22 protein-coding genes are annotated in these 18,297 nt (G+C 76.7%); 13 read left to right on the top strand and 9 right to left on the bottom strand.

All coding sequences use genetic code 11. The features are described 5' to 3' along the window. Positions 1-704, bottom strand: a 704-nt coding sequence (locus E9565_RS18260; RefSeq protein ID WP_236836305.1) for a LysM peptidoglycan-binding domain-containing protein, incomplete at its 3' end; no start/stop codon positions are given. A gap of 86 nt (positions 705-790) precedes the next feature. Here E9565_RS18260 and E9565_RS18255 point away from each other — a divergent pair. Beyond that, entirely contained in the window at positions 791-1,360 is a 570-nt protein-coding gene (locus E9565_RS18255; protein ID WP_236836303.1) for a hypothetical protein, read from the top strand. 4 nt (positions 1,361-1,364) lie between these two features. Here the strand turns inward: E9565_RS18255 and E9565_RS18250 are convergent, their stop codons facing one another. Beyond that, complete coding sequence (locus E9565_RS18250) at positions 1,365-1,622, bottom strand: helix-turn-helix domain-containing protein (protein ID WP_236825830.1); 258 nt, start codon at positions 1,620-1,622, stop codon at positions 1,365-1,367. Positions 1,623-1,822: 200 nt separating this feature from the next. On the opposite strand from E9565_RS18250, the gene E9565_RS18245 reads away from it, so the two are divergent. From E9565_RS18245 to E9565_RS18225, 5 genes are all read left to right on the top strand, one after another. Then, positions 1,823-2,554, top strand: coding sequence for an SAF domain-containing protein (locus tag E9565_RS18245; RefSeq protein ID WP_236836301.1), 732 nt, complete (start codon positions 1,823-1,825; stop codon positions 2,552-2,554). Beyond that, positions 2,554-3,849: a chromosome partitioning protein gene (locus tag E9565_RS18240; RefSeq protein WP_236836299.1), complete on the top strand. Its 1,296-nt coding sequence runs from the start codon at positions 2,554-2,556 to the stop codon at positions 3,847-3,849. Before E9565_RS18245 ends, E9565_RS18240 begins: the two co-directional genes overlap by 1 nt. Before the next feature lie 62 nt (positions 3,850-3,911). Next, positions 3,912-5,291: a wax ester/triacylglycerol synthase family O-acyltransferase gene (locus E9565_RS18235; RefSeq protein ID WP_236825827.1), complete on the top strand. Its 1,380-nt coding sequence runs from the start codon at positions 3,912-3,914 to the stop codon at positions 5,289-5,291. A 46-nt stretch (positions 5,292-5,337) separates the two neighbouring features. Then, the gene (locus E9565_RS18230) at positions 5,338-5,850 is read left to right on the top strand and encodes a hypothetical protein (RefSeq protein WP_236836297.1); all 513 of its coding nucleotides are present in this window, start codon (positions 5,338-5,340) and stop codon (positions 5,848-5,850) included. A gap of 78 nt (positions 5,851-5,928) precedes the next feature. After that, positions 5,929-6,438, top strand: a complete 510-nt coding sequence (locus E9565_RS18225; protein WP_236825825.1) for a MaoC family dehydratase — start codon at positions 5,929-5,931, stop codon at positions 6,436-6,438. A gap of 28 nt (positions 6,439-6,466) precedes the next feature. On the opposite strand, the gene E9565_RS18220 is transcribed toward E9565_RS18225, so the two are convergent. After that, positions 6,467-6,883 (bottom strand): NUDIX domain-containing protein, encoded by a 417-nt coding sequence (locus E9565_RS18220; protein WP_236825824.1) that lies wholly within the window; start codon positions 6,881-6,883, stop codon positions 6,467-6,469. 80 nt (positions 6,884-6,963) lie between these two features. Between E9565_RS18220 and E9565_RS18215 the strand changes: the two genes are divergently transcribed. From E9565_RS18215 to E9565_RS18195, 5 genes are all read left to right on the top strand, one after another. Continuing rightward, the gene (locus tag E9565_RS18215; protein WP_236825823.1) at positions 6,964-7,587 is read left to right on the top strand and encodes a DUF6758 family protein; all 624 of its coding nucleotides are present in this window, start codon (positions 6,964-6,966) and stop codon (positions 7,585-7,587) included. Between the two features lie 165 nt (positions 7,588-7,752). Continuing rightward, positions 7,753-7,911 carry a hypothetical protein gene (locus tag E9565_RS18210; RefSeq protein ID WP_236825822.1) on the top strand — a complete coding sequence of 53 codons (159 nt, stop codon included), beginning with the start codon at positions 7,753-7,755 and terminating at the stop codon, positions 7,909-7,911. A 4-nt stretch (positions 7,912-7,915) separates the two neighbouring features. Continuing rightward, positions 7,916-8,551, top strand: a complete 636-nt coding sequence (locus E9565_RS18205; RefSeq protein ID WP_236836296.1) for a PH domain-containing protein — start codon at positions 7,916-7,918, stop codon at positions 8,549-8,551. Between the two features lie 50 nt (positions 8,552-8,601). Continuing rightward, positions 8,602-9,459, top strand: a complete 858-nt coding sequence (locus tag E9565_RS18200; RefSeq protein ID WP_236836294.1) for a PHP domain-containing protein — start codon at positions 8,602-8,604, stop codon at positions 9,457-9,459. Between the two features lie 37 nt (positions 9,460-9,496). Continuing rightward, complete coding sequence (locus E9565_RS18195) at positions 9,497-10,357, top strand: PD-(D/E)XK nuclease family protein (RefSeq protein WP_236825819.1); 861 nt, start codon at positions 9,497-9,499, stop codon at positions 10,355-10,357. Positions 10,358-10,383: 26 nt separating this feature from the next. On the opposite strand, the gene E9565_RS18190 is transcribed toward E9565_RS18195, so the two are convergent. Genes E9565_RS18190 through E9565_RS18175 form a run of 4 tightly spaced genes read right to left on the bottom strand, consistent with a single transcriptional unit; the run spans position 10,384 to position 14,868 of the window. Beyond that, the gene (locus E9565_RS18190) at positions 10,384-11,247 is read right to left on the bottom strand and encodes an oxygenase MpaB family protein (protein WP_236825818.1); all 864 of its coding nucleotides are present in this window, start codon (positions 11,245-11,247) and stop codon (positions 10,384-10,386) included. Further along, positions 11,244-12,164 carry an alpha/beta fold hydrolase gene (locus tag E9565_RS18185; RefSeq protein ID WP_236836291.1) on the bottom strand — a complete coding sequence of 307 codons (921 nt, stop codon included), beginning with the start codon at positions 12,162-12,164 and terminating at the stop codon, positions 11,244-11,246. Before E9565_RS18185 ends, E9565_RS18190 begins: the two co-directional genes overlap by 4 nt. 47 nt (positions 12,165-12,211) lie before the next feature. Beyond that, a complete protein-coding gene (locus tag E9565_RS18180) occupies positions 12,212-13,345 on the bottom strand; it encodes a PQQ-binding-like beta-propeller repeat protein (protein ID WP_236825816.1) in 1,134 nt (377 codons plus the stop codon). A gap of 11 nt (positions 13,346-13,356) precedes the next feature. Next, the gene (locus tag E9565_RS18175) at positions 13,357-14,868 is read right to left on the bottom strand and encodes a DEAD/DEAH box helicase (protein ID WP_236836288.1); all 1,512 of its coding nucleotides are present in this window, start codon (positions 14,866-14,868) and stop codon (positions 13,357-13,359) included. Between the two features lie 469 nt (positions 14,869-15,337). Between E9565_RS18175 and E9565_RS18170 the strand changes: the two genes are divergently transcribed. Continuing rightward, positions 15,338-15,988, top strand: coding sequence for a ferritin-like fold-containing protein (locus tag E9565_RS18170; RefSeq protein WP_236825814.1), 651 nt, complete (start codon positions 15,338-15,340; stop codon positions 15,986-15,988). Positions 15,989-16,101: 113 nt separating this feature from the next. On the opposite strand, the gene E9565_RS18165 is transcribed toward E9565_RS18170, so the two are convergent. Together E9565_RS18165 and E9565_RS18160 are read right to left on the bottom strand one after the other, a co-directional pair. Continuing rightward, positions 16,102-16,338 (bottom strand): DUF3107 domain-containing protein, encoded by a 237-nt coding sequence (locus tag E9565_RS18165; protein WP_236825813.1) that lies wholly within the window; start codon positions 16,336-16,338, stop codon positions 16,102-16,104. 99 nt (positions 16,339-16,437) lie between these two features. Then, the gene (locus E9565_RS18160) at positions 16,438-17,082 is read right to left on the bottom strand and encodes a TetR/AcrR family transcriptional regulator (protein WP_236825812.1); all 645 of its coding nucleotides are present in this window, start codon (positions 17,080-17,082) and stop codon (positions 16,438-16,440) included. A 72-nt stretch (positions 17,083-17,154) separates the two neighbouring features. On the opposite strand from E9565_RS18160, the gene E9565_RS18155 reads away from it, so the two are divergent. Next, a complete protein-coding gene (locus tag E9565_RS18155; protein WP_236836286.1) occupies positions 17,155-18,201 on the top strand; it encodes an alpha/beta fold hydrolase in 1,047 nt (348 codons plus the stop codon). Positions 18,202-18,297: the final 96 nt, after the last annotated feature.

The following is an 18,297-nucleotide window of genomic DNA, read 5'->3' as shown; positions in this document are numbered from 1 at the left end:
GGTCGGAGCACCTGGCCGGGGAGCAGCAGGTCGGGATCGGGGCCGATCACCTCGGCGTTGGCGTGCCACCAGGCCGTGACGGCGCTCGCCACCTCGGCGTCCGACGGCGTCCGCCCCCGCGTGCCCGCCAGGTGGTCCTCGGCGATGCGCCAGAGGCACTCGCCGCGCAGGACGACGTGCTCCCCGGGTGCCGTCGCCGGCGGCCGGTCGGGCACGGGGACGGTGCGTGCGGCGGCGTCCGGTGGGGGCGCCGGAGCCGGCGGCCAGTCGGGGACGGCGGACGACGGCGTCGGGGGAGCGGGCACCTCCTCGGCCGCGGCGGCCGGCGCGGCCGGCGGTCCCGGTAGCACCGCTCCCGGGAGCGGGGGTGCGATGCCCAGCCCGAGACCCAGGACGAGGGCGGCGGCCCGCCGGGCGCCGGAGGGCAGCACGCCGCGGAGTGCCCTGGCGGCGAGCGCGCCGTTCGCTCCGGGCAGCGCCGAGCCCGCGGTCAGCGCGAGGCCGAGCGCCCCCCAGCCCCACACCGCCCATGCGAGCACCCCCACGAGGTGCGCGACCAGGACGTCGGGGCCCGCGGTGTCGGCCGTGCGCTGGGCGGCGGCGAGGGCGGACAGCGAGGCGGCCGGCGCCGGGGCCAGCACGGCCAGCACGACGGCGGCGCCGCCCATGCCGGCACCCGTCCCGAGCAGTCGTCGCACCGACACCGGCCCTCCTCAACGTTGACGTCGCAGCACTAAAGCAAGCAAATACGGTCAAACGCAAGCACGTGCATCGTTCTAGGCTGTCCGGCATGCGGTGGCAGCAGCTGTTCGCGGACCTGCAGGCTCAGTTCGAGGCCGCGGAGGACGCGCAGGACCGGGCGGAGTGGGCCTCGCGCGCCCGCGCGGAGCTCGGCGCGGTGCGGCTGGCCGACCGGATCGGGGGATCGCTCGGCGCGGAGCTCGTGGTGACGTGCCGCGGGGCGGGCCGGGTCCGCGGGGTGCTCGCCGCGCAGGGGAGCGACTGGCTGCTGCTCGCCGACGAGCAGGGCCGCGACCAGCTGGTGGCCGTGTCAGCCGTCCGGGCGGTGGACGGGCTGGGGCGCTGGACGGCGGCGGCCGGCGAGCCGGGGCCGGTTCGGGCCCGGCTGGACCTGCGCCGGGCGCTGCGCGGGCTGGCGCGCGACCGCAGCGCCGTCCAGCTCCTGCTGGACGACGGGACGCGGCTGACCGGGACGATCGACCGGGTGGGCGCCGACTACGTGGAGGTGGCCGAGCACGCGGCGGAGGAGCCCCGTCGCGCGGGGGCGGTGCGCCGGGTCTCGGCGGTGGTCGTCGACGCCGTCGCCGTGGTGCGCACCCTGGCGCCCGGGTGGGAGTGAGCCGTCAGCCGCGCTGCTCGGCGGCGTCGGCGGTGGCGGCGGACCCGGCGGCCGGCTCGGGCGGCACGGTGCCGGCGCGGGCCTCGGCGTACTTCTGCTGGATGAAGCGCTCGAGCTCGTCCACCTCGACGCGCCACTGGCCGCGCCCGCCGATCTGGATGGCGATCAGCTCCTTGCGGCGCACCAGCGCATAGGCCTGCGACCACGAGACGTTGAGGATCTCCGCGACGTCGTCGAGGGTCAGGAAGCGGGGCGTGGGCATCGGTGTCTCCGTCCGTTCGCGGCCCAGTCTGTCAGCCGTGCCGGTGGTCCGTGGCGGCCGTCCACACCCGAACGTGTGGACGGCGGATGCACGAGTTCGCACGCATACCGCATCATCGGCGTCCCAACGCCGCCGACGGCCCGCACCGCGGGCCGGCGCACCCGACCGGGCCGGCGGCGTGCCGGCAGAGATGAGGTCGCGTGAGCGCCGTGCGGACCCCGGGCGCCGTCCCCGGCGCCACCGAGCTGCCGGCCGGGCCCACCCCGCGGCGGGTCCGGCCCCCCGGCTGGCTGGACCTCCGTCTGGTGCTCGGCGTGCTGCTCGTGCTCGCCTCGGTGCTCCTCGGCGCGCGGGTGGTCGGCGCCGCCGACGCCACCGTGCCGGTCTGGAGCGCTGCTGCCGACCTCGCGGCCGGGACGGTCCTGACCGCCGACGACCTGGTGGTCGTCGACGTCCGGCTCGACGACGCGGCCGAGAAGTACCTCTCGGGCAGCACCCGCCCCGAGGGCCGCGAGCTCTCCCGCGGCGTGCGGGCCGGTGAGCTGCTGCCCCGCTCCGCCCTCGAGGAGCCGTCGGAGCTGGTCCAGCTCGCCCTGCCGGTCCAGGCCGGCTACGTGCCCCCGGGGCTGCGCCGCGGGCAGGTGGTCGACGTGTACGCCGTCGCCGACCCCGCCGCCGGCGCCACCGGCGCGGACCTGGGCAGCGTGGGCCTGGTCGTCGGCGCGGCACCCGTGCAGGCGGTGTCGGGCGGCGCGGACGGCGTCCTGTCGACGCCGACCACCACGGTGCAGGTCGTGGTCGGCGTGGCGGCCGGTGAGGCCGCCGGCGTCCTGGCGTCCATCGCCGGGCGCCCCCTCGTGGTCGTCGCCCACCCCGCCGGCGCGACGGCGGACGGCAGCGCGGTCGCGGCGCCGACCGGGCCGACCGGCTGATGGCGCTCCAGGTCTTCACCGCCGTCACCGGCGCGGGCTGGGAGTCCGCGCTCGTCGGTGCGCTCGACCGCGACGACCACGGGGTCACCGTCGTCCGGCGCTGCGTCGACGTCTCCGACCTGCTCGCGGCCGCGGCCACCGGCACCGGTCAGGCGGCGCTGCTGTCGGCGGAGCTGCGCCGGCTGGACGGCGACGCGGTCGCCCGGCTGCACGCCGCCGGCGTCGCGGTCGTCGGTCTGGTCGAGCCCGGTGACGACGCAGCGGCCCAGCGGCTGCGCAGACTGGGCGTCGCCCGGGTGCTACCGGCCGACGCGGACCCGGAGCTGATCGCCGAGGCGCTGCGGGACGCGGTCGCCGGCGCCCCGCTGCCCGGTCACGACGTCGCCGACCTCCGCGCGGCGCTCCCGGCGCCCTCGCGGCCCCCGGAGCCGGGACGGCCGCCGGGGGAGCGGGGCCGCGTGGTGGCCGCGTGGGGCGCGACCGGCGCGCCGGGCCGGACGACGGTCGCGGTCGGCCTGGCCGACGAGGCGGCCCGGCTGGGCGTGCCCACCCTGCTGGTCGACGCCGACGTCCACGGCGGCGTGGTCGCCCAGGTGCTCGGGCTGCTCGACGAGTCGCCCGGGCTCGCCGGCGCGGCCCGGCAGGCCGGCCTCGGGACGCTGGACGCCAGGGCGCTCGCCTCGCTGGCGTGGGCGGTCCGGCCGGACCTGCGGGTGCTCACCGGTCTCGCCCGCGCCGACCGCTGGCCCGAGCTCCGCCCCGCCGCGGTGGCCGCGGTCCTCGGCGAGGCCCGCCACCTCGCGCAGCTCACCGTCGTCGACTGCTCCTTCGGCGTGGAGGACGACGAGGAGCTCTCCTACGACACCGCGGCCCCGCGCCGCAACGGCGCCACCCTCGCCGTCCTCGAGCACGCGGACACGGTGCTGTGCGTCTCGGGGGCCGACCCGGTCGCCCTCCAACGGTGCGTGCGGGCACTGGACCAGCTGCGCGACGTGCTGCCCGATGTCGAGCCGGTGCTCGTGGTGAACCAGCTGCGCCGCGGGCCGGTGCCCGGCGACCCGCGCCAGGAGATCGGCGACGCGCTGGAGCGGTTCACCGGCCGGCGCCCCCGGTCCTTCCTCCCGGCGGACCGGCGCGCGACCGATGCCGCCCTCGCGGCCGGCCGCACCCTGGCCGAGGCGGCGACCGGCTCGCCCCTGCGGGCGGAGCTGCGCGCGCTCGCCGCCCAGCTGGCCGGCGTGCCCGCCCCCGCGGCCGGCCGGCGCGCCGCGCTCCGCCGCCGGCGGGCGGGCTGACCGCGGGCTGTCCCGATCGCCGTCCGCGTCGTAGCGTGAGGGACCGCGCGGGGAGGAGAACGATGGTCGAGCGGCTGGGCACCCTGGAGGCCTCCTTCCTCTACCTGGAGGAGCCCGGCACGCCCATGCACGTCGGCGGGGTGCTCGTCCTCGAGGCGCCCCCGGGCGGGCTCGACGCGCTGGCGGCCCTGGTCGAGGCGCGGCTGCCCCTGGTGCCCCGGTACCGGCAGCGGGTGGCCGAGGTGCCCGGGCACCTCGCCAACCCGGTGTGGGTGGACGACCCCGAGTTCGACATCACCTACCACCTGCGCCGGTCGGGGCTGCCGCGGCCGGGGACCGAGCGGCAGCTGCTCGACCTGGTCTCCCGGCTGATGTCCCGCCCCCTGGACCGCCGCCGCCCGCTGTGGGAGGCCTACCTGGTCGAGGGGCTGGAGGGGGACCGGGTCGCGGTGGTCACCAAGACCCACCCCGCGCTGGTGGACGGGCTCGGCGCCGTCGACATCGGCCAGGTGCTGCTCGACGTCTCCCCGGACGCGCCGGTGCCCGAGCCGGACGAGTGGCGGCCCCGGCGGTCGCCGTCCGGTGCCGAGCTGGTGTGGGCGGCCTTCGAGGACTACCGGCGCCGCCCGTCCTCGCTCGTGGAGCTCGCCCGCTCCGCCGTCACCGACGCGCACGCGACCGCCGTGCGGATCGGTGGCGTGGCCGGCGGGCTGGTGCGCACGGCGCGCTCGGCGATCCTCCCGGCGCCGCACAGCCCGCTGAACGCGCCGATCGGGCGGCAGCGCCGGGTCGCGGTGGCCTGCGCCGATCTCGACGACCTCAAGCGGGTCCGCAAGGCGCACGGCGGGACGGTCAACGACGTGCTGCTCACCGTCGTCGCCGGTGCGCTGCGGGAGTGGCTGCTCTCGCGCGGCGAGCCGCTGGTCGGCGGCACGTCGGTGCGCGCCCTCGTGCCGGTGTCGGTGCAGGACGAGGACGGCACCGGCGGCAACCAGGTCACCTCCCACCTGGTCGACCTGCCGGTCGGCGAGCCCAACCCCCGGGTCCGCCTCGCCCGCCTGACCTACGCCATGCGCGGGATGACCCAGCACGGGCGGTCGGTCGGCGCGGACAGCCTGATCGCGCTGAGCGGCTTCGCCCCCTCGACGCTGCACGCGCTCGGCGCCCGCGCCGCGCGCGGGCTCTCCCGGCGGCTGTTCAACCTCGTCGTCACCAACGTGCCCGGCCCGCAGGTGCCCCTGTACGCCGCCGGCGGCCGGGTGCTCGACGTCTTCCCCGTCGTGCCGCTGGCCCGGGGGCAGGGGCTCTCGATCGGCATGACCTCCTACGACGGCACGGTGTTCTTCGGCCTCAACGCCGACCGGGACAGCGTCAGCGACGTCGAGGTGCTCGCCGACCTCATCGAGCAGGAGGTCGCGGGGCTGGTCGAGACCTCGACCTGAGCCGGCGGCTACGGTCGACCTTCCACCGACGAAGGGGGTCGACCGGGTGCGCGTGTACCTGCCGGCGACGACGAACGTGCTCCGCACCCTGGTCGACGAGGGGCGGCTGCCCGCTCCGCAGACCGTCTTCGCGATCACCCCCGAGCTGCGCCGCTTCTACGCGGTGAGCGACGCGGAGGCCGACACCGAGGAACTCGAGTACGCCGCCCTCCTCGCCGCGGCGCGCGCCAGCCTGCGGCTGCTCGACCTCGACCCGCTGGCGGTCCGCCGCCGCGCCGTGCTCGCCGCCGACGTGCCCGACGCCGCGGTGACCCCGATGGACGACCCGCACGTCGACCCGGGCGCGGCCCGCCTCGAGCACGAGATCCGGGTCGAGGAGGTGGCGAGCGCGCACCTCGACGACGCCGAGGCCGAGGAGGACGTCCGCGCCGCGGTCGCCGTCGTCCTGGAGGCCGACCTCGGCGGCGAGGACGCGCAGTTCGTCGTCGACCAGGCCGAGGGGCACGAGCTCGGCTGGTACGCCACGCAGGAGATCGGCCCGGTCCTCGAGCTGCTGTGACCGGGCGCCCGCGGGAGCGGGCGGCGCCCCCTCCGTAGGATCACGCCGTTCTGGAGCGTCGACGTCGGGAGCGAGCACATGCAGTTCGGTCGGTACTACGAGGAGTTCGAGGTCGGGGCCGTCTACAAGCACTGGCCCGGGAAGACCGTCACCGAGTACGACGACCACCTGTTCTGCCTGCTGACGATGAACCACCACCCGCTGCACATGGACGTCAACTACGCGGAGAAGACCACCGACTTCGGCAAGAACGTGGTCGTCGGCAACTACATCTACTCGCTGCTGCTGGGCATGAGCGTCCCCGACGTCTCGGGCAAGGCGATCGCCAACCTGGAGATCGAGTCGCTGCGGCACGTCGCCCCGACCTTCCACGGCGACACCATCTACGGCGAGACCACGGTGCTGGACAAGACGCCGTCCAAGTCCAAGGACGACCGCGGCGTCGTGCACGTCGAGACCATCGGCTACAAGCAGGACGGCACCGTCGTCTGCATCTTCCGCCGCAAGGTCATGGTGCCCAAGCGCTCCTACGGCGAGGCCCGCGGCGGCGAGCAGCCCGGCCGCCCGGAGCCCGCGCCCCGCGGCTGAGCTGAGGCCGGTGGGGCGCGCTGCCCGGTCAGTCCGGCAGCACGCCCCACCCGCGCAGCGTCTCCACCAGCCGGGGCGTGCAGGGCAGGCCGGCGAGGGTGGCGGCGTCGGCGAAGACGGCGTCGGCCGCGTCGTCCCCGGCCACCGGCCGCGCACCGGGGTCCAGGAGGGTGCAGGCGAGGTCGACGACGTCGTAGACGACCGCACCGCCCTCGATGCGGATGCGACCCACCTCCGCGCCGGCCCGCACCCGCAGCCCGGTCTCCTCGCGCACCTCCCGCTCCACGGCGCCGGCCGCGGTCTCGCCGGGCTCGACGCGGCCCCCGGGCAGCGACCACAGGCCCCGCCCTGGCTCGTTGCGCCGGCGGACCAGCAGCAGGCGGCGGTCCCGGTCGTGCACGACGGCGCCGACGCACGGCACCGCCGGCGGATCGGCGGCGGTCACGCCCGCAGGTTACGCAGGCCGCCGGTGCCGGGCGGCGGCTGCGCTTGACGATCCGCGCCGCTCCCGAGACCGTGTCCCCGATGAGTGCGTCGCCGGTCTGCCCGCGCTGCGGTGAGCCACTGGTCGTCCGCCACGGATCCGCGGCGCACGCCTGGTGCCACCTGCACGGCGCGGTCACCCCGCTGCACCACACCGCGCTGGTCGCCCACGACGCCATCGCCGCCGTCACCGCCGACGCCCGGGTGCCGGCGTGGGTGCCCGACCCCATGCCGTCGGGGTGGGCCGTCACCGGCCTGGCCTGGGGCGGCGAACCGGGTGCCCGTGCCATCGTCGTCGACTGCGCCGGTCCGGCGCCCCTCGGGGGCGCCGCCGAACTGGTGCTGGTGGCCGAGGAGCCCGGCACCGGCGTGGGGTGCGGGTACGCCGGCCTCCCCGGGCTCGACCCCGGGGACGTGATCTCCGGGCCGAGCTCGGTCGGCGTCGAGGCCGCCGGTCAGCACGCCCCGTTGTGGGCGGTGCCGACCCGCGAGGACCGGGCGGCGTTCGTGGGGGAGGCCTACGGGGTCTGGCTGTGGCTGGTGATGTGGCCGATGAACGCGGCCTGGCTGCTGGTCGAGCCGCTCCGGCTGCTCGACCTGCGGGAACGCATCTACCCCGACCTGCCGCTGGGGCCGGTGGGGGAGCACCTGCTGCCCGGCCGCTGACCCCGCCCGGGCCGGAACCGGACCGGCCGCCGGCGACCGGCGCGTCGGGTGGGTCGGCCGTGGGGCCTGTGTTACTCATGGGACGAACGCGTCCGCCGCACACCCGGCGGGCCCTCCTGCCGGCCCGGGCACCCGGGCCGCCTTCCCCACACCACGGAGGTGGCGGTGAACCTGAAGAAGGTCCTCACCTGGCTGGTCGTCGCCTTCGTCCTCTTCTACGTGATCCAGGCGCCGGAGTCCTCCGCGCAGCTGGTGCGCAACGCCGGCGAGGCGCTCGGCGACGCCGCCTCCTCCCTCGCGCAGTTCGTCGGCTCCCTCGTCTGAGCCCGTGAGCGCCCCCGAAGGGCTGCCGACCCGGGCCGCCAAGGACGTCCGGAAGTACCTGCTGGACGACGAGGACGCGGTCGTGGTGACGCGCCGGCACTGGGCGGTGCTCATCGTGCCGACCCTGAAGTTCCTGCCGGTGCTGCTGGCCGGCGGCTGGCTGCTGGTGCTCGACCCGGAGAACCGGGTGACCAGCACGGTCGGGATGCTCGTCGTGCTGGCGGCGGTGCTCACCTACGCCCTGCGCGTCGGCGAGTGGTGGTTCCGGCACTTCATCGTCAGCCGGCGGCGGGTGCTGCTCACCTCGGGGGTCATCGTCCGCACCGTCACCCTGCTGCCGCTGCGCCGGATCACCGACCTGACGTGGAAGGAGACGTTCTTCGGCCAGATCCTCGGCTACGGGACCTTCCGCTTCGAGTCGGCCGGGCAGCAGCAGGGGCTGTCGGAGATCACCTTCCTGCCGCGCGCCGGTGACCTGTACCGCGAGGTCAGCGGCCTGCTGTTCGGCAGCGACTGGGGCAGCGCCTCGTCCGGCGACGACGAGGGCAACCCGGAGGCGCCGCCCCCGGCCGGACCGGTCGCGACCGGCGGGCGGCGGGACACCGAACCCCTCCCGCAGATCCGGCCGCGCGAGCCGTGAGCGGGCCGCCACCGAGTGGCGCCGGCCGGTGTGGGGCAGGCTGAGCCGTGATGCGGATCGACCTGCACACGCACTCCTCGGTGTCCGACGGCACCGACGACCCCGCCGCGCTGCTCGCCGCTGCGCGGGCGGCGGGGCTCGACGTGGTCGCGCTCACCGACCACGACACGACCGCGGGGTGGGCGGCGGCGGAGGCGCACCGTCCCGCCGGGCTCACCGTCGTCCCCGGCATGGAGCTGTCCTGCCGCTGGTTCCCCGCGGACGAGCCGCCGGTCAGCGTGCACCTGCTCGGCTACCTCTTCGACCCGCTGCACCCGGCGTTCGCCGCGGAGCGGGCCCGGCTGCGCGACGAGCGCCTGGGCCGCGCGGAGCGGATCGTGGCGGCGCTGGCCGCCGACGGCTACCCGGTCTCCTGGGCCGAACTGGTCGAGCAGGCCGCCGGCGGCGTCGTCGGGCGGCCGCACGTGGCGGGGGCGCTGGTCCGGGCCGGCGTGGTGCGCAGCGTCGAGGAGGCGTTCGCCGGGCTGCTGCACCACCGCAGCCCCTACTACGTGAGCAAGGCCGACACCGACGTCCGGGAGGGGATCGCCCTGGTCCGGGCGGCCGGCGGCGTGCCGGTGTTCGCCCACGGGCTGGCCACGAAGCGCGGCCGGGTGGTGGACGACGACGCGATCGCCGCCATGACCGCGGCCGGGCTGCTGGGCCTGGAGGTCGACCACCCCGACCACACCCCCGGGCAGCGCGCGCACCTGCGCGGGCTGGCCGCCGACCTCGGCCTGCTGGTCACCGGCTCCAGCGACCACCACGGCACCAACAAGCAGACGCCGCTCGGCGCCTGCACGACCGACCCCGGGCAGTACGAGCGCCTGGTGGCGGCCGGGACCGGCGCCGCGCCCTGGCGCGACTGAGGCGGGCACGTCGCCCCCCGCGGCTACCGTGACCGGCATGCGCAACCCCACCGATGGCGGGCAGGCGGTCCTGCCCGGCATGCCGCGCCGGCTGCTGCGCGCCTCCCCGAAGTCGCTCGGCGACTTCTCCGACTGCCCCCGGCGCTACCGGTTCGCCAACGTCGACCGGCCCACCCCGCCCCGCGGCCCGCGGTTCGCCCACCACACGGTGGGGACGGCGCTGCACCAGGTGCTCTCCGCGTGGTGGGACCTGCCGGTCGAGCGCCGCACCCCCGGCGCCGCGCGGCAGCTGCTCATCGGCGCGTGGAGCCCGGCCGGCTTCCGGGACGACGAGCAGTCCGACCGCTGGCGGGCGCGGGCGGCCGGCTGGCTCACCGACTACCTGGCCCGCGTCGACCCCACCGAGGAGCCCCGCGCACGGGAGCGCACGGTCAGCACGATGACCGAGCGGATGACGCTCTCGGGGCGGGTGGACCGCATCGACGAGCGCGGCGACGAACTGGTGGTCGTGGACTACAAGACCGGCCGCTCGCCGAGCACCGATGACGAGGCCCGCGGCTCGCAGGCGCTGGCGCTCTACGTCCTCGCCGTCCGCCGCACCCTGCGTCGGCCCTGCACCCGGGTGGAGCTGCACCACGTGCCCACCGGCACGGTCGCCGCCTTCGAGCACACCGAGCGGTCGCTGGCCAACCACGTGCGGCGCGCCGAGGACGTCGCGATCGACATCCAGGCGGCGAGCGAGGCGGTGGCCGCGGGCGCGGACCCCGACGCCGCCTTCCCGGCCGTGCCGGGGCGGCAGTGCGGCTGGTGCGACTTCCGGTCGAGCTGCCCCGCCGGCCAGGCCGCCGGTCCCGCCCGCGAGCCGTGGAGCTTCCTCCCCGAGGACGACGGGGCGTGACCCGGAGTCCCGCTGCTGCCGGCCCCTCAGCCCGCGGTGCGAGCGAGACCGGCCAGCACGATCGGTGACCGGTACGCCCGCTCGGGCAGCGCCAGGAACCCGGCCCGGAACGCCTTCACCCCCGCCGTCGCCGCGGCGTCGGTGAGCGCCAGCCCGGGCAGCGAGTACAGCTGCCGGGCCCAGGCGGGCAGCAGCGCGAAGCAGAGCCCGGCCAGGCCACCCCACACGGGCCGGGCCGGCGTGAGCACCTGCAGCCACCCGGGCATCGGCGGGAGGAACAGGTCCCGGACACCCTTCCGGGCCGCCGGGGTGGCGGCCAGCGACGGCCGGATGACCTCGAAGTAGGCGTCGAGCTCGGCGACCGAGCGGGGCACCGTCCCCAGCGGCACCCCCACGAGGTGGGCGAAGGCCACCTGCTCGGCCACGTAGCGGTCGGCGTCGGCCTCCGACAGCGCCACGCCGGCCCGGCGCGCCGTCGTCAGGATCGACCGCACGGCGCAGGCGTGCACCCACAGCAGGAGGTCGGGGTCGTCGACCCGGTACGCCCGGCCGGTCGTCTCCTCGACGCCCGACAGCTTCCGGTGGTAGCCGCGCACGCGGGCGGCCATCCGGCGGGCCTCGGTCCGCCGGCCGAAGACGACCGTCTCCATGTACTGACCGGTGCGCGTCATGCGCATCCACCAGTCGTCCTTGAAACCCGCGGAGTTCCGCGCCACGCCGTCCATCGCCACCGGGTGCAGGGCCTGGAGCATCAGCGAGCCCATCGCGCCGACGTGGTAGGCCGGGTCACCGTGGATCCGCCAGGTCACGCTGCCCGGGCCGAAGAAGCCGAGCCGGTCCTCCTCCTCGGTCCAGTCCGCGGGGGAGGGCAGCGGCGCCAGCCGGCTCACGACCGCTCCCCGGCGCCGGACCAGAAGTCGCACAGCACCTCGATGGTGCGCGGCGGGTTCTCGACGGCGGGGGAGTGGATGGCGAAGTCGATGACCTCGTGCCGGGCGCCCAGCCGCCGCGCCATGTCGGCCTGCACGTGCGGCAGCCAGGCGTCGTCGGCCTCGCCGTGCGCGACCAGGACCGGCACCCCCGTGGCCCGGAGCTCCTCCACCCGGTCCGGCTCGGCCAGCATCGCGTCGGCCATGCCGCGGAGCCCGGCGGCGGAGTTGCGGAGGAAGCGCCGGGAGTAGAACGCCCGGGTCGGCGCCGGCACGGCCTGCGCCTTCGGGTCGGTCATCGCCACCTGCTCGAGGGTCTCGTGCACGAGCGGTACCCCGCCGGCGTCCAGCAGCGGGCCGAGGTGGTCGAGCAGCTCGGCCCGGCGGCCGGTGAGCCGCGAGGGGCCCGAGCCCAGCAGCGTGAACGTGGTGAACAGCGTCGGCTCGGCGATGACGGCGGCCCGGGTCACCAGCCCGCCGAAGCTGTGCCCCAGCAGGTGCAGCGGCCCGGTGGCCTCCTCGCGCAGGACGCGTGCCACCGCGCGCACGTCGTCGCCCAGGACCTCGACCGAGTACTGCGCCGGGTCGTCCGGGCCGGGGGACTCGTACTGCCCGCGCTGGTCCAGCACCACCACGCGGTAGCCGGCGGCGGCCAGCGGGCGCAGCAGCGGGGCGAAGTCCTCCTTGCTACCCGTGTAGCCGGCCACCATCAGCACCGTGCCGAGCGCGGCGCTGCCGCCGGTGTCCAGGGCGGCCAGCGGCCCGGCCCCGCCCTCGAAGGTGCGCGGGACGGCGTCGTGCTGCGCCAGCTGGCGGAGGTCGTCGGGCGCGATGGCGATGGACAGGGCGTGGGCATCGGGGCCGCCGGGCAGGACCATGTGCCCAGTGAACTACCACGGCGCCGGGCGTGCCGCACCGGTGGCGTTCAGCGGTAGGCGCGGACCTCGCCGGGCAGCGCGAGCACCACCGCGGGGCCGGCGACGGCGGCCACCGCGCCGTCGGGCAGCGCGGGCGCAGCGGTCCGGCCGGACTCCGCTCCGGTCGCGGGGTCGAGGTGGAGGAGCCCGTCGGAGGTGGGGACGGGGAGCGCCGGCGTGCCGTCCGCGGTGTCCGGACCCGCGGGCAGGCCGGTGGCCGGGGTGGACCACAGCGGGCGCGCGGACCCCGGCTCCACCGCCGTCAGCGTGCCCGCGGCGAGGACCAGCAGGGCGGGGTCCGTGGCCACCTGCCGGACCGCCGCGCCGGGCTCGGCGGGCAGGGTGGTGAGCAGCGAGCCGTCGGCGGCGGACAGCAGCTGCACCTCGTCGTCCACCCGGACGACGACCGGCAGGTCCGCTCCCACCAGCTCGGGGGTGCCTCCCCCCGCCGGCAGGTCACGGGCCCAGTGCAGGTCGCCGTCGAAACCGTCCACCAGCCGCAGCTGGGGGTCGGTGGAGCCGGCGCACCGCTGCAGCACCGCCACGCCCGCGTCGCCGGCGGCCGACTGCAGCAGCTCGCAGCCGTCCGGGGGGACGTACCGCCAGCGGATGCCGCCGCCGGCCGGGTCCAGGGTGACGATGCCCGTCGGGGTGGCGGCGAGCACGATCCGGTCGGTGGAGCCGAGGGTCACCCCGGGGCGGAAGTTCACGTTGCGCGTCCAGGCGCGCACCCCCGTGCCGGCGTCGAGGGCGACCGCCTCGTCGCAGCGGTCCGCGGTGCGGAACACGGCGACCACGACGCCGTCGGTCACCGTGGCCCCGCACAGCACCGCGTTCTCGCGGGTGTAGTGCCAGGCCTCCTCGCCGCTCAGCGGGTCCAGGCCCCGGACACCCTGCGGGGAGCCGACCAGCACCCGGCCCTCGGCGACGACGCCGCCGTGGAGCGGGTCGGCCTCGGTGGTCCACGCCTCGGAGACGGCGCCGGCCGGCGGCCCCGGGGGGACGTCGGCCGGCGCAGCGGTGGTGCTGGAGGTGGCGGCGGCGTCGGAACCCCGCCACAGCAGGACGGCGACGGCGACCAGCGCCAGCGTGGCCGCCGCCCAGACCCACACCCGCAGCGGCGGGGACTCCAGCCGTGCCATCGCGGGGTGGGTCAGCTCGCGGGGTCGGCGCCCGTCGCCGCGCCCTCGGCGGCCGCTCCGCCGCGCCCGGCACCGCCGCGCCGGCGGCGCCGGCGGCGCGGCTTGGCGCTCCCGCCCTCGGCGGCGGGGGCGTCGGTCGCGGCGGGCGCGTCCGGCTGGGCGGCGTCACCGGTGGCGTCGGCGCTCCCGCCCCCGCTGCGCCGGGTGCGGCGCCGCGGCCGGCTCTTGCCGCCGTCGGCCGGGCGGTCGTCGTCGGCGGGACGCGAGCCACCCCCGGCGGGGCGGTTGCGCTTGCCGGTCTCGCCGAGGTCCTCGAGCGTCTCGGCCTCCAGGCCCTCACGGGTGCGCTGGGAGCGGGGCAGCCGGCCCTTGGCGCCCTCGGGGACGTCCAGGTCGGTGTAGACCCACGGCGAAGTGGAGTAGGTCTCCGGCGGGTCGGTGAAGCCCAGGTCGAGCGCCTTGTCGATCAGCTGCCAGCGGGGGATGTCGTCCCAGTCGACCAGGGTGACCGCGACACCGGTGCTGCCGGCGCGGCCGGTCCGGCCGATGCGGTGCACGTAGGTCTTCTCGTCCTCGGGGCACTGGTAGTTCACGACGTGGCTGACGCCGGTGACGTCGATGCCTCGGGCGGCGACGTCGGTGGCGACCAGGACGTCGACCTTCCCGCTGCGGAAGGCCCGCAGCGCCTGCTCGCGGGCGCCCTGGCCCAGGTCGCCGTGCACGGCGGCAGCGGCGAACCCGCGGTCGACCAGCTCGTCGGCGACCTTCTGCGCGGTGCGCTTGGTGCGGCAGAACACCATGGCCAGGCCGCGGTCGCGGGCCTGCAGCACCCGGGAGAGCAGCTCGGGCTTGTCCAGGTTGTGCGCCCGGTAGATGAACTGCGTGGTCTGCGGGACCGTCGAGCCCTCGTCGTTGCCGTGCGCCCGGATGTGCGTGGGCTGGGTCATGAACGACCGGGAGAGGGTGACGATCGGGCCCGGCATCGTCGCCGAGAACAGCATGGTCTGCCGCTTCTCGGGGACCATCGCGAGGATCCGCTCGATGTCGGGCAGGAAGCCCAGGTCGAGCATCTCGTCGGCCTCGTCGAGGACGAGGACCCGCACCTTGCCCAGGATCAGGTCGCCGCGCTGGGCGAGGTCGAGCAGCCGCCCCGGCGTCCCGACGACGACCTCGACGCCGTTGCGCAGCGACTCGATCTGCGGCTCGAAGGCGCGGCCGCCGTAGATCGCCTGCACGCGGATGCCGCGCTTGCTGCCGGCGGTGCCCAGGTCGCGGGCGACCTGCACGCAGAGCTCGCGGGTGGGGACGACGACCAGCGCCTGCGGGACACCGTCGGCGCCCTCGGCGGGCGGGGTCACGCGGGTCAGCAGCGGGACGCCGAAGCCGAGGGTCTTGCCGGTTCCCGTGCGGGCCTGGCCGATGAGGTCGTTGCCGGCCAGCGCCAGGGGCAGCGTGAGCTCCTGGATGGCGAAGGTGCGGGTGATCCCGGCGTCGGCCAGCGCGGCCACGATGTCGGGGTGCACGTCGAAGTCGCTGAACAGCGGGCTGTCGGCGGCGACGGGGGCGCCGCCGAGCTCCTCGACGGCCTGCTCGAGCTCCTCGGGGGCGGGCGCGCCGGTCTCGGCGTGCTCCAGCTCGGGTGCGGTGGTGGGGTTCTGGTCGGTGGAGGTCAGTGGTCTCGCCTCTGGTCTGCTGGGGGACCGGCTGCGGCAGCGGTGTCGCCGCCTCGCGCCCGTCCCGGGTCTGGTGTCGCGGGATCGGTTCCAGCGCCGACGCGGCCAGCAGAACCGGACCTCGCCACGGCCCGGGAGACAGCCCGGGGGGCGTCGTCCAGCGGTCGTCAGCGCGCAGATGTACGAGCGTGCCCGGAGGCTCGCCGATTCCCATGCTAGCGCGAGCACCGGTTAGCCTCTCGGCGCCGCGCTCCCCGCTGTCGGGTGCATCACTCGTCGGGGGCGGCCGGCACCCCCGTCGCCGAGCCCAGGAGATGCCGTGCCACCGGTCGAGAACACGGCGGTCGCCGACCTGCTCGGGGTGCTCGCCTACGCCGAGCTGACCGCCTTCGACCGGCTGGCCGAGGACGCCCGCATGGCGCCCTCGCTCACCGGCCGGGCCGCGCTCGCCCGGATGGCCGCGGCCGAGATCGGGCACCACTTCCGGCTCACCGCCCGGCTGGAGGAGCTGGGGGTGGACCCGTCGGCGGCGATGGAGCCGTTCGTCTCCGCGCTCGACACCTTCCACGAGAGCACCCGCCCCAGCACCTGGCTGGAGGGGCTGGTGAAGGCCTACGTGGGCGACGGCCTGGCCGCCGACTTCTACCGCGAGATCGCCGGCTTCCTGCCCGAACCCGACCGCGGGCTGGTGCTCGACGTGCTCGCCGACACGGGGTACGCGGACTTCGCCGTCCGCGAGGTGCGCGCCGCGATCGCCGCCGACCGGTCGGTCGCCGGCCGGCTGGCGCTGTGGGGGCGGCGGCTCGTGGGCGAGGCGATGACCCGGTCGCAGGCCGTCATCGCCGAGCACGACCCGCTCGCCGAGCTCATCATCTCCGGCACCGGCGACCTCTCGGGCGTCGGCCGGCTCATCGAGCGCATCACCCAGGCGCACACGGCGCGGATGAAGGCGCTCGGGCTCAACCCCTGACACCGAGGCGCTCCGTGGGGAGGCCCTGGCCCCGCGGGGGCACCGGTCGCGACCCCGAGCACGACGACGGGGCGCCACCGCGGTGCGGTGACGCCCCGTCCGGGCGGCCTGGGTCAGGCGCCGGCGATGAACCCGACGCGGCGCTGGTCGGCCTGCGCGATCTCCACGTAGGCGATGCGGTCGACGGGGACGAGGACCTGGCGGCCCCGCTCGTCGACCAGGGTGAGCAGGCCGTCCTTGGTCGAGCCCGACATGGCCTTGGCCACCTCGGCCGCGATCTCGTCGGGGGTCCTGGGGCTGTCGATGACCAGCTCCTTGGGCGAGTGCTGGACGCCGATCTTGACTTCCACGTGGGCGATGCCTCCTCGTTGCGCGACTGGCCCCAACGCTAGTGCAGACCGCCCCGCCGGCACCCGGCGAGCGGGTGCGCCGTCAGCGAACGCAGCTCCTCAGGGAGCGGGCTGGTCGCCGTCCACGCGCGGGAACCCGGAGATGCCGCGCCAGGCCAGCGCGGACATGAGCGAGACCGCCTCGTCGCGGGTCACCGTGCCCTTCCGCGGCAGCCACCAGCGGGCGCTGCTCTCGGCCAGCCCGGACAGGCCCGAGGCCAGCAGGAGGGCGCGCTCGGGGTCCGCACCGGTGTCGGCCGCGATGACACCGGCGATGGCTTCGACGCACAGCGCGGTGCCGCGGTCGACGATGGCGCGCACGTCGTCGTCGTTGCGCAGGTCGGACTCGAACACCAGCCGGAAAGCCTCGCCGTCGGCGTCGATGAAGTCGAAGTAGGCGCCGACGGCGGCGTCGACCCGGGCCCGGTTGTCGGCGGTGCCGCCCATGGCCTCTGCCACCCGGCGGGCCAGCTCGGTGACGTGCTCCTCCAGGAGCGCCAGGTAGAGCTCGCGCTTGCCGGGGAAGTGCTGGTAAAGCACCGGCTTGCTCACCCCGGCGCGGACGGCGATGTCGTCCATCGCCGCGGCGTGGAAACCGTGCGCGACGAAGACGTCCTGGGCCGCGCGCAGCAGCTGGAGCCGGCGTGCACCGCGCGGCAGGCGGGAGGTGCGCCGGTTGACCGCGGCGGGCTGTGGAGGCTGCATGGCAGGGGGGATGCTACCGACGGGTTCGTGCCGCGCTCGACCGATGGGTACGCAGCGTTACCGTCGAGGGTGATGTCCGAGGCAGCGCTCTCCCCGACCCCCCTGCCGGTGCTGGGCTCCGTCGTGCCGCCGTGGCCGGGGGTCGGGGTGCCGGTGCGCGGCGGGGAGGTGTTCGTGCGCCGCACGCCGTGGAGGGGCCCGGTCGAGGACGGCGCGGGGGCGGACGCGCCGCGGGAGCGGGCGCTCTACGTGCACGGCCTGGGTGGCGCTTCCACCAACTGGACCGACCTCGCGGCCCTGCTCGCGGTCCGGTTCGACGGCTGGGCGGTCGACCTGCCCGGGTTCGGCCGGTCGGGCCCCCCGGCTCGCGGCCGGTACTCCATCCGCGGCCACGTCCGCGCCGTCGTCGACGTCCTCGAGCACGTCGTCGCCGAGCCGGGCCCGGGCCAGGGTCACCCGGTGCACCTGGTCGGCAACTCGCTCGGTGGCCTGGTGAGCCTGCTGGCCGCGGCCCTGCGCCCGGACCTCGTGGCGACGCTGACGCTGGTCTCCCCGGCCATGCCGGTGTACCGGGTGCCTCCGGCGTTCAGCCGGGCGCTGCTGCTCCTGCTGGTCCCCGGTGTCCCGGCGCTCGCCGAGCGCCGGCTGGCCGCCGTCCCGCCCGACGAGAACGTCCGGTCGATGGTGCGGATGTGCTTCGGCGACCCGGCCGCGGTGCCGCGGGAGCGGCTGGAGCAGGCGGTCCGGGAGATGTACGAGCGGGCCCAGCAGCCGTGGGCCGACCGCGCCCTGGCCCGCAGCATGCGCGGACTGATCACCTCCTACCTGCGGCTCGGCCCGGCCAACGCCTGGCGGGCCGCCCGGGGGCTGCGGATGCCCGTCCTGGTGGTCTGGGGCGGCCGCGACCGGCTCGTCGACCCGGCGCTCGCCCCCCGGCTGGCCGCGACCGTGCCCGACGGCCGGCTCCTGCTCCTCGACGGCGTCGGCCACGTGGCGATGCTCGAGGCCCCGGAGCCGACGGCCCGCGCGGTGCTCGGCATGGTCGAGGGCCGGACGGGCGGACCGGGCGTGGCGGAGCCGCCGGCTGTCGCCGAGGGCCCACGCAGCGTGAGACCCTGAGCGCACCGGGGGACGGAGCGAGCGAGCGGGGAGGCGACCGGTGGGAGGACGTCTGACCGACGGCCGCCCCGTGGCCCGCGCCGGGCGCCGTGGCGG

It is taken from the genome of Blastococcus sp. KM273129 (assembly GCF_021698995.1).
Taxonomy (GTDB): Bacteria; Actinomycetota; Actinomycetes; order Mycobacteriales; family Geodermatophilaceae; genus Blastococcus.
This window is presented reverse-complemented; position numbering and strand designations above follow the sequence as displayed.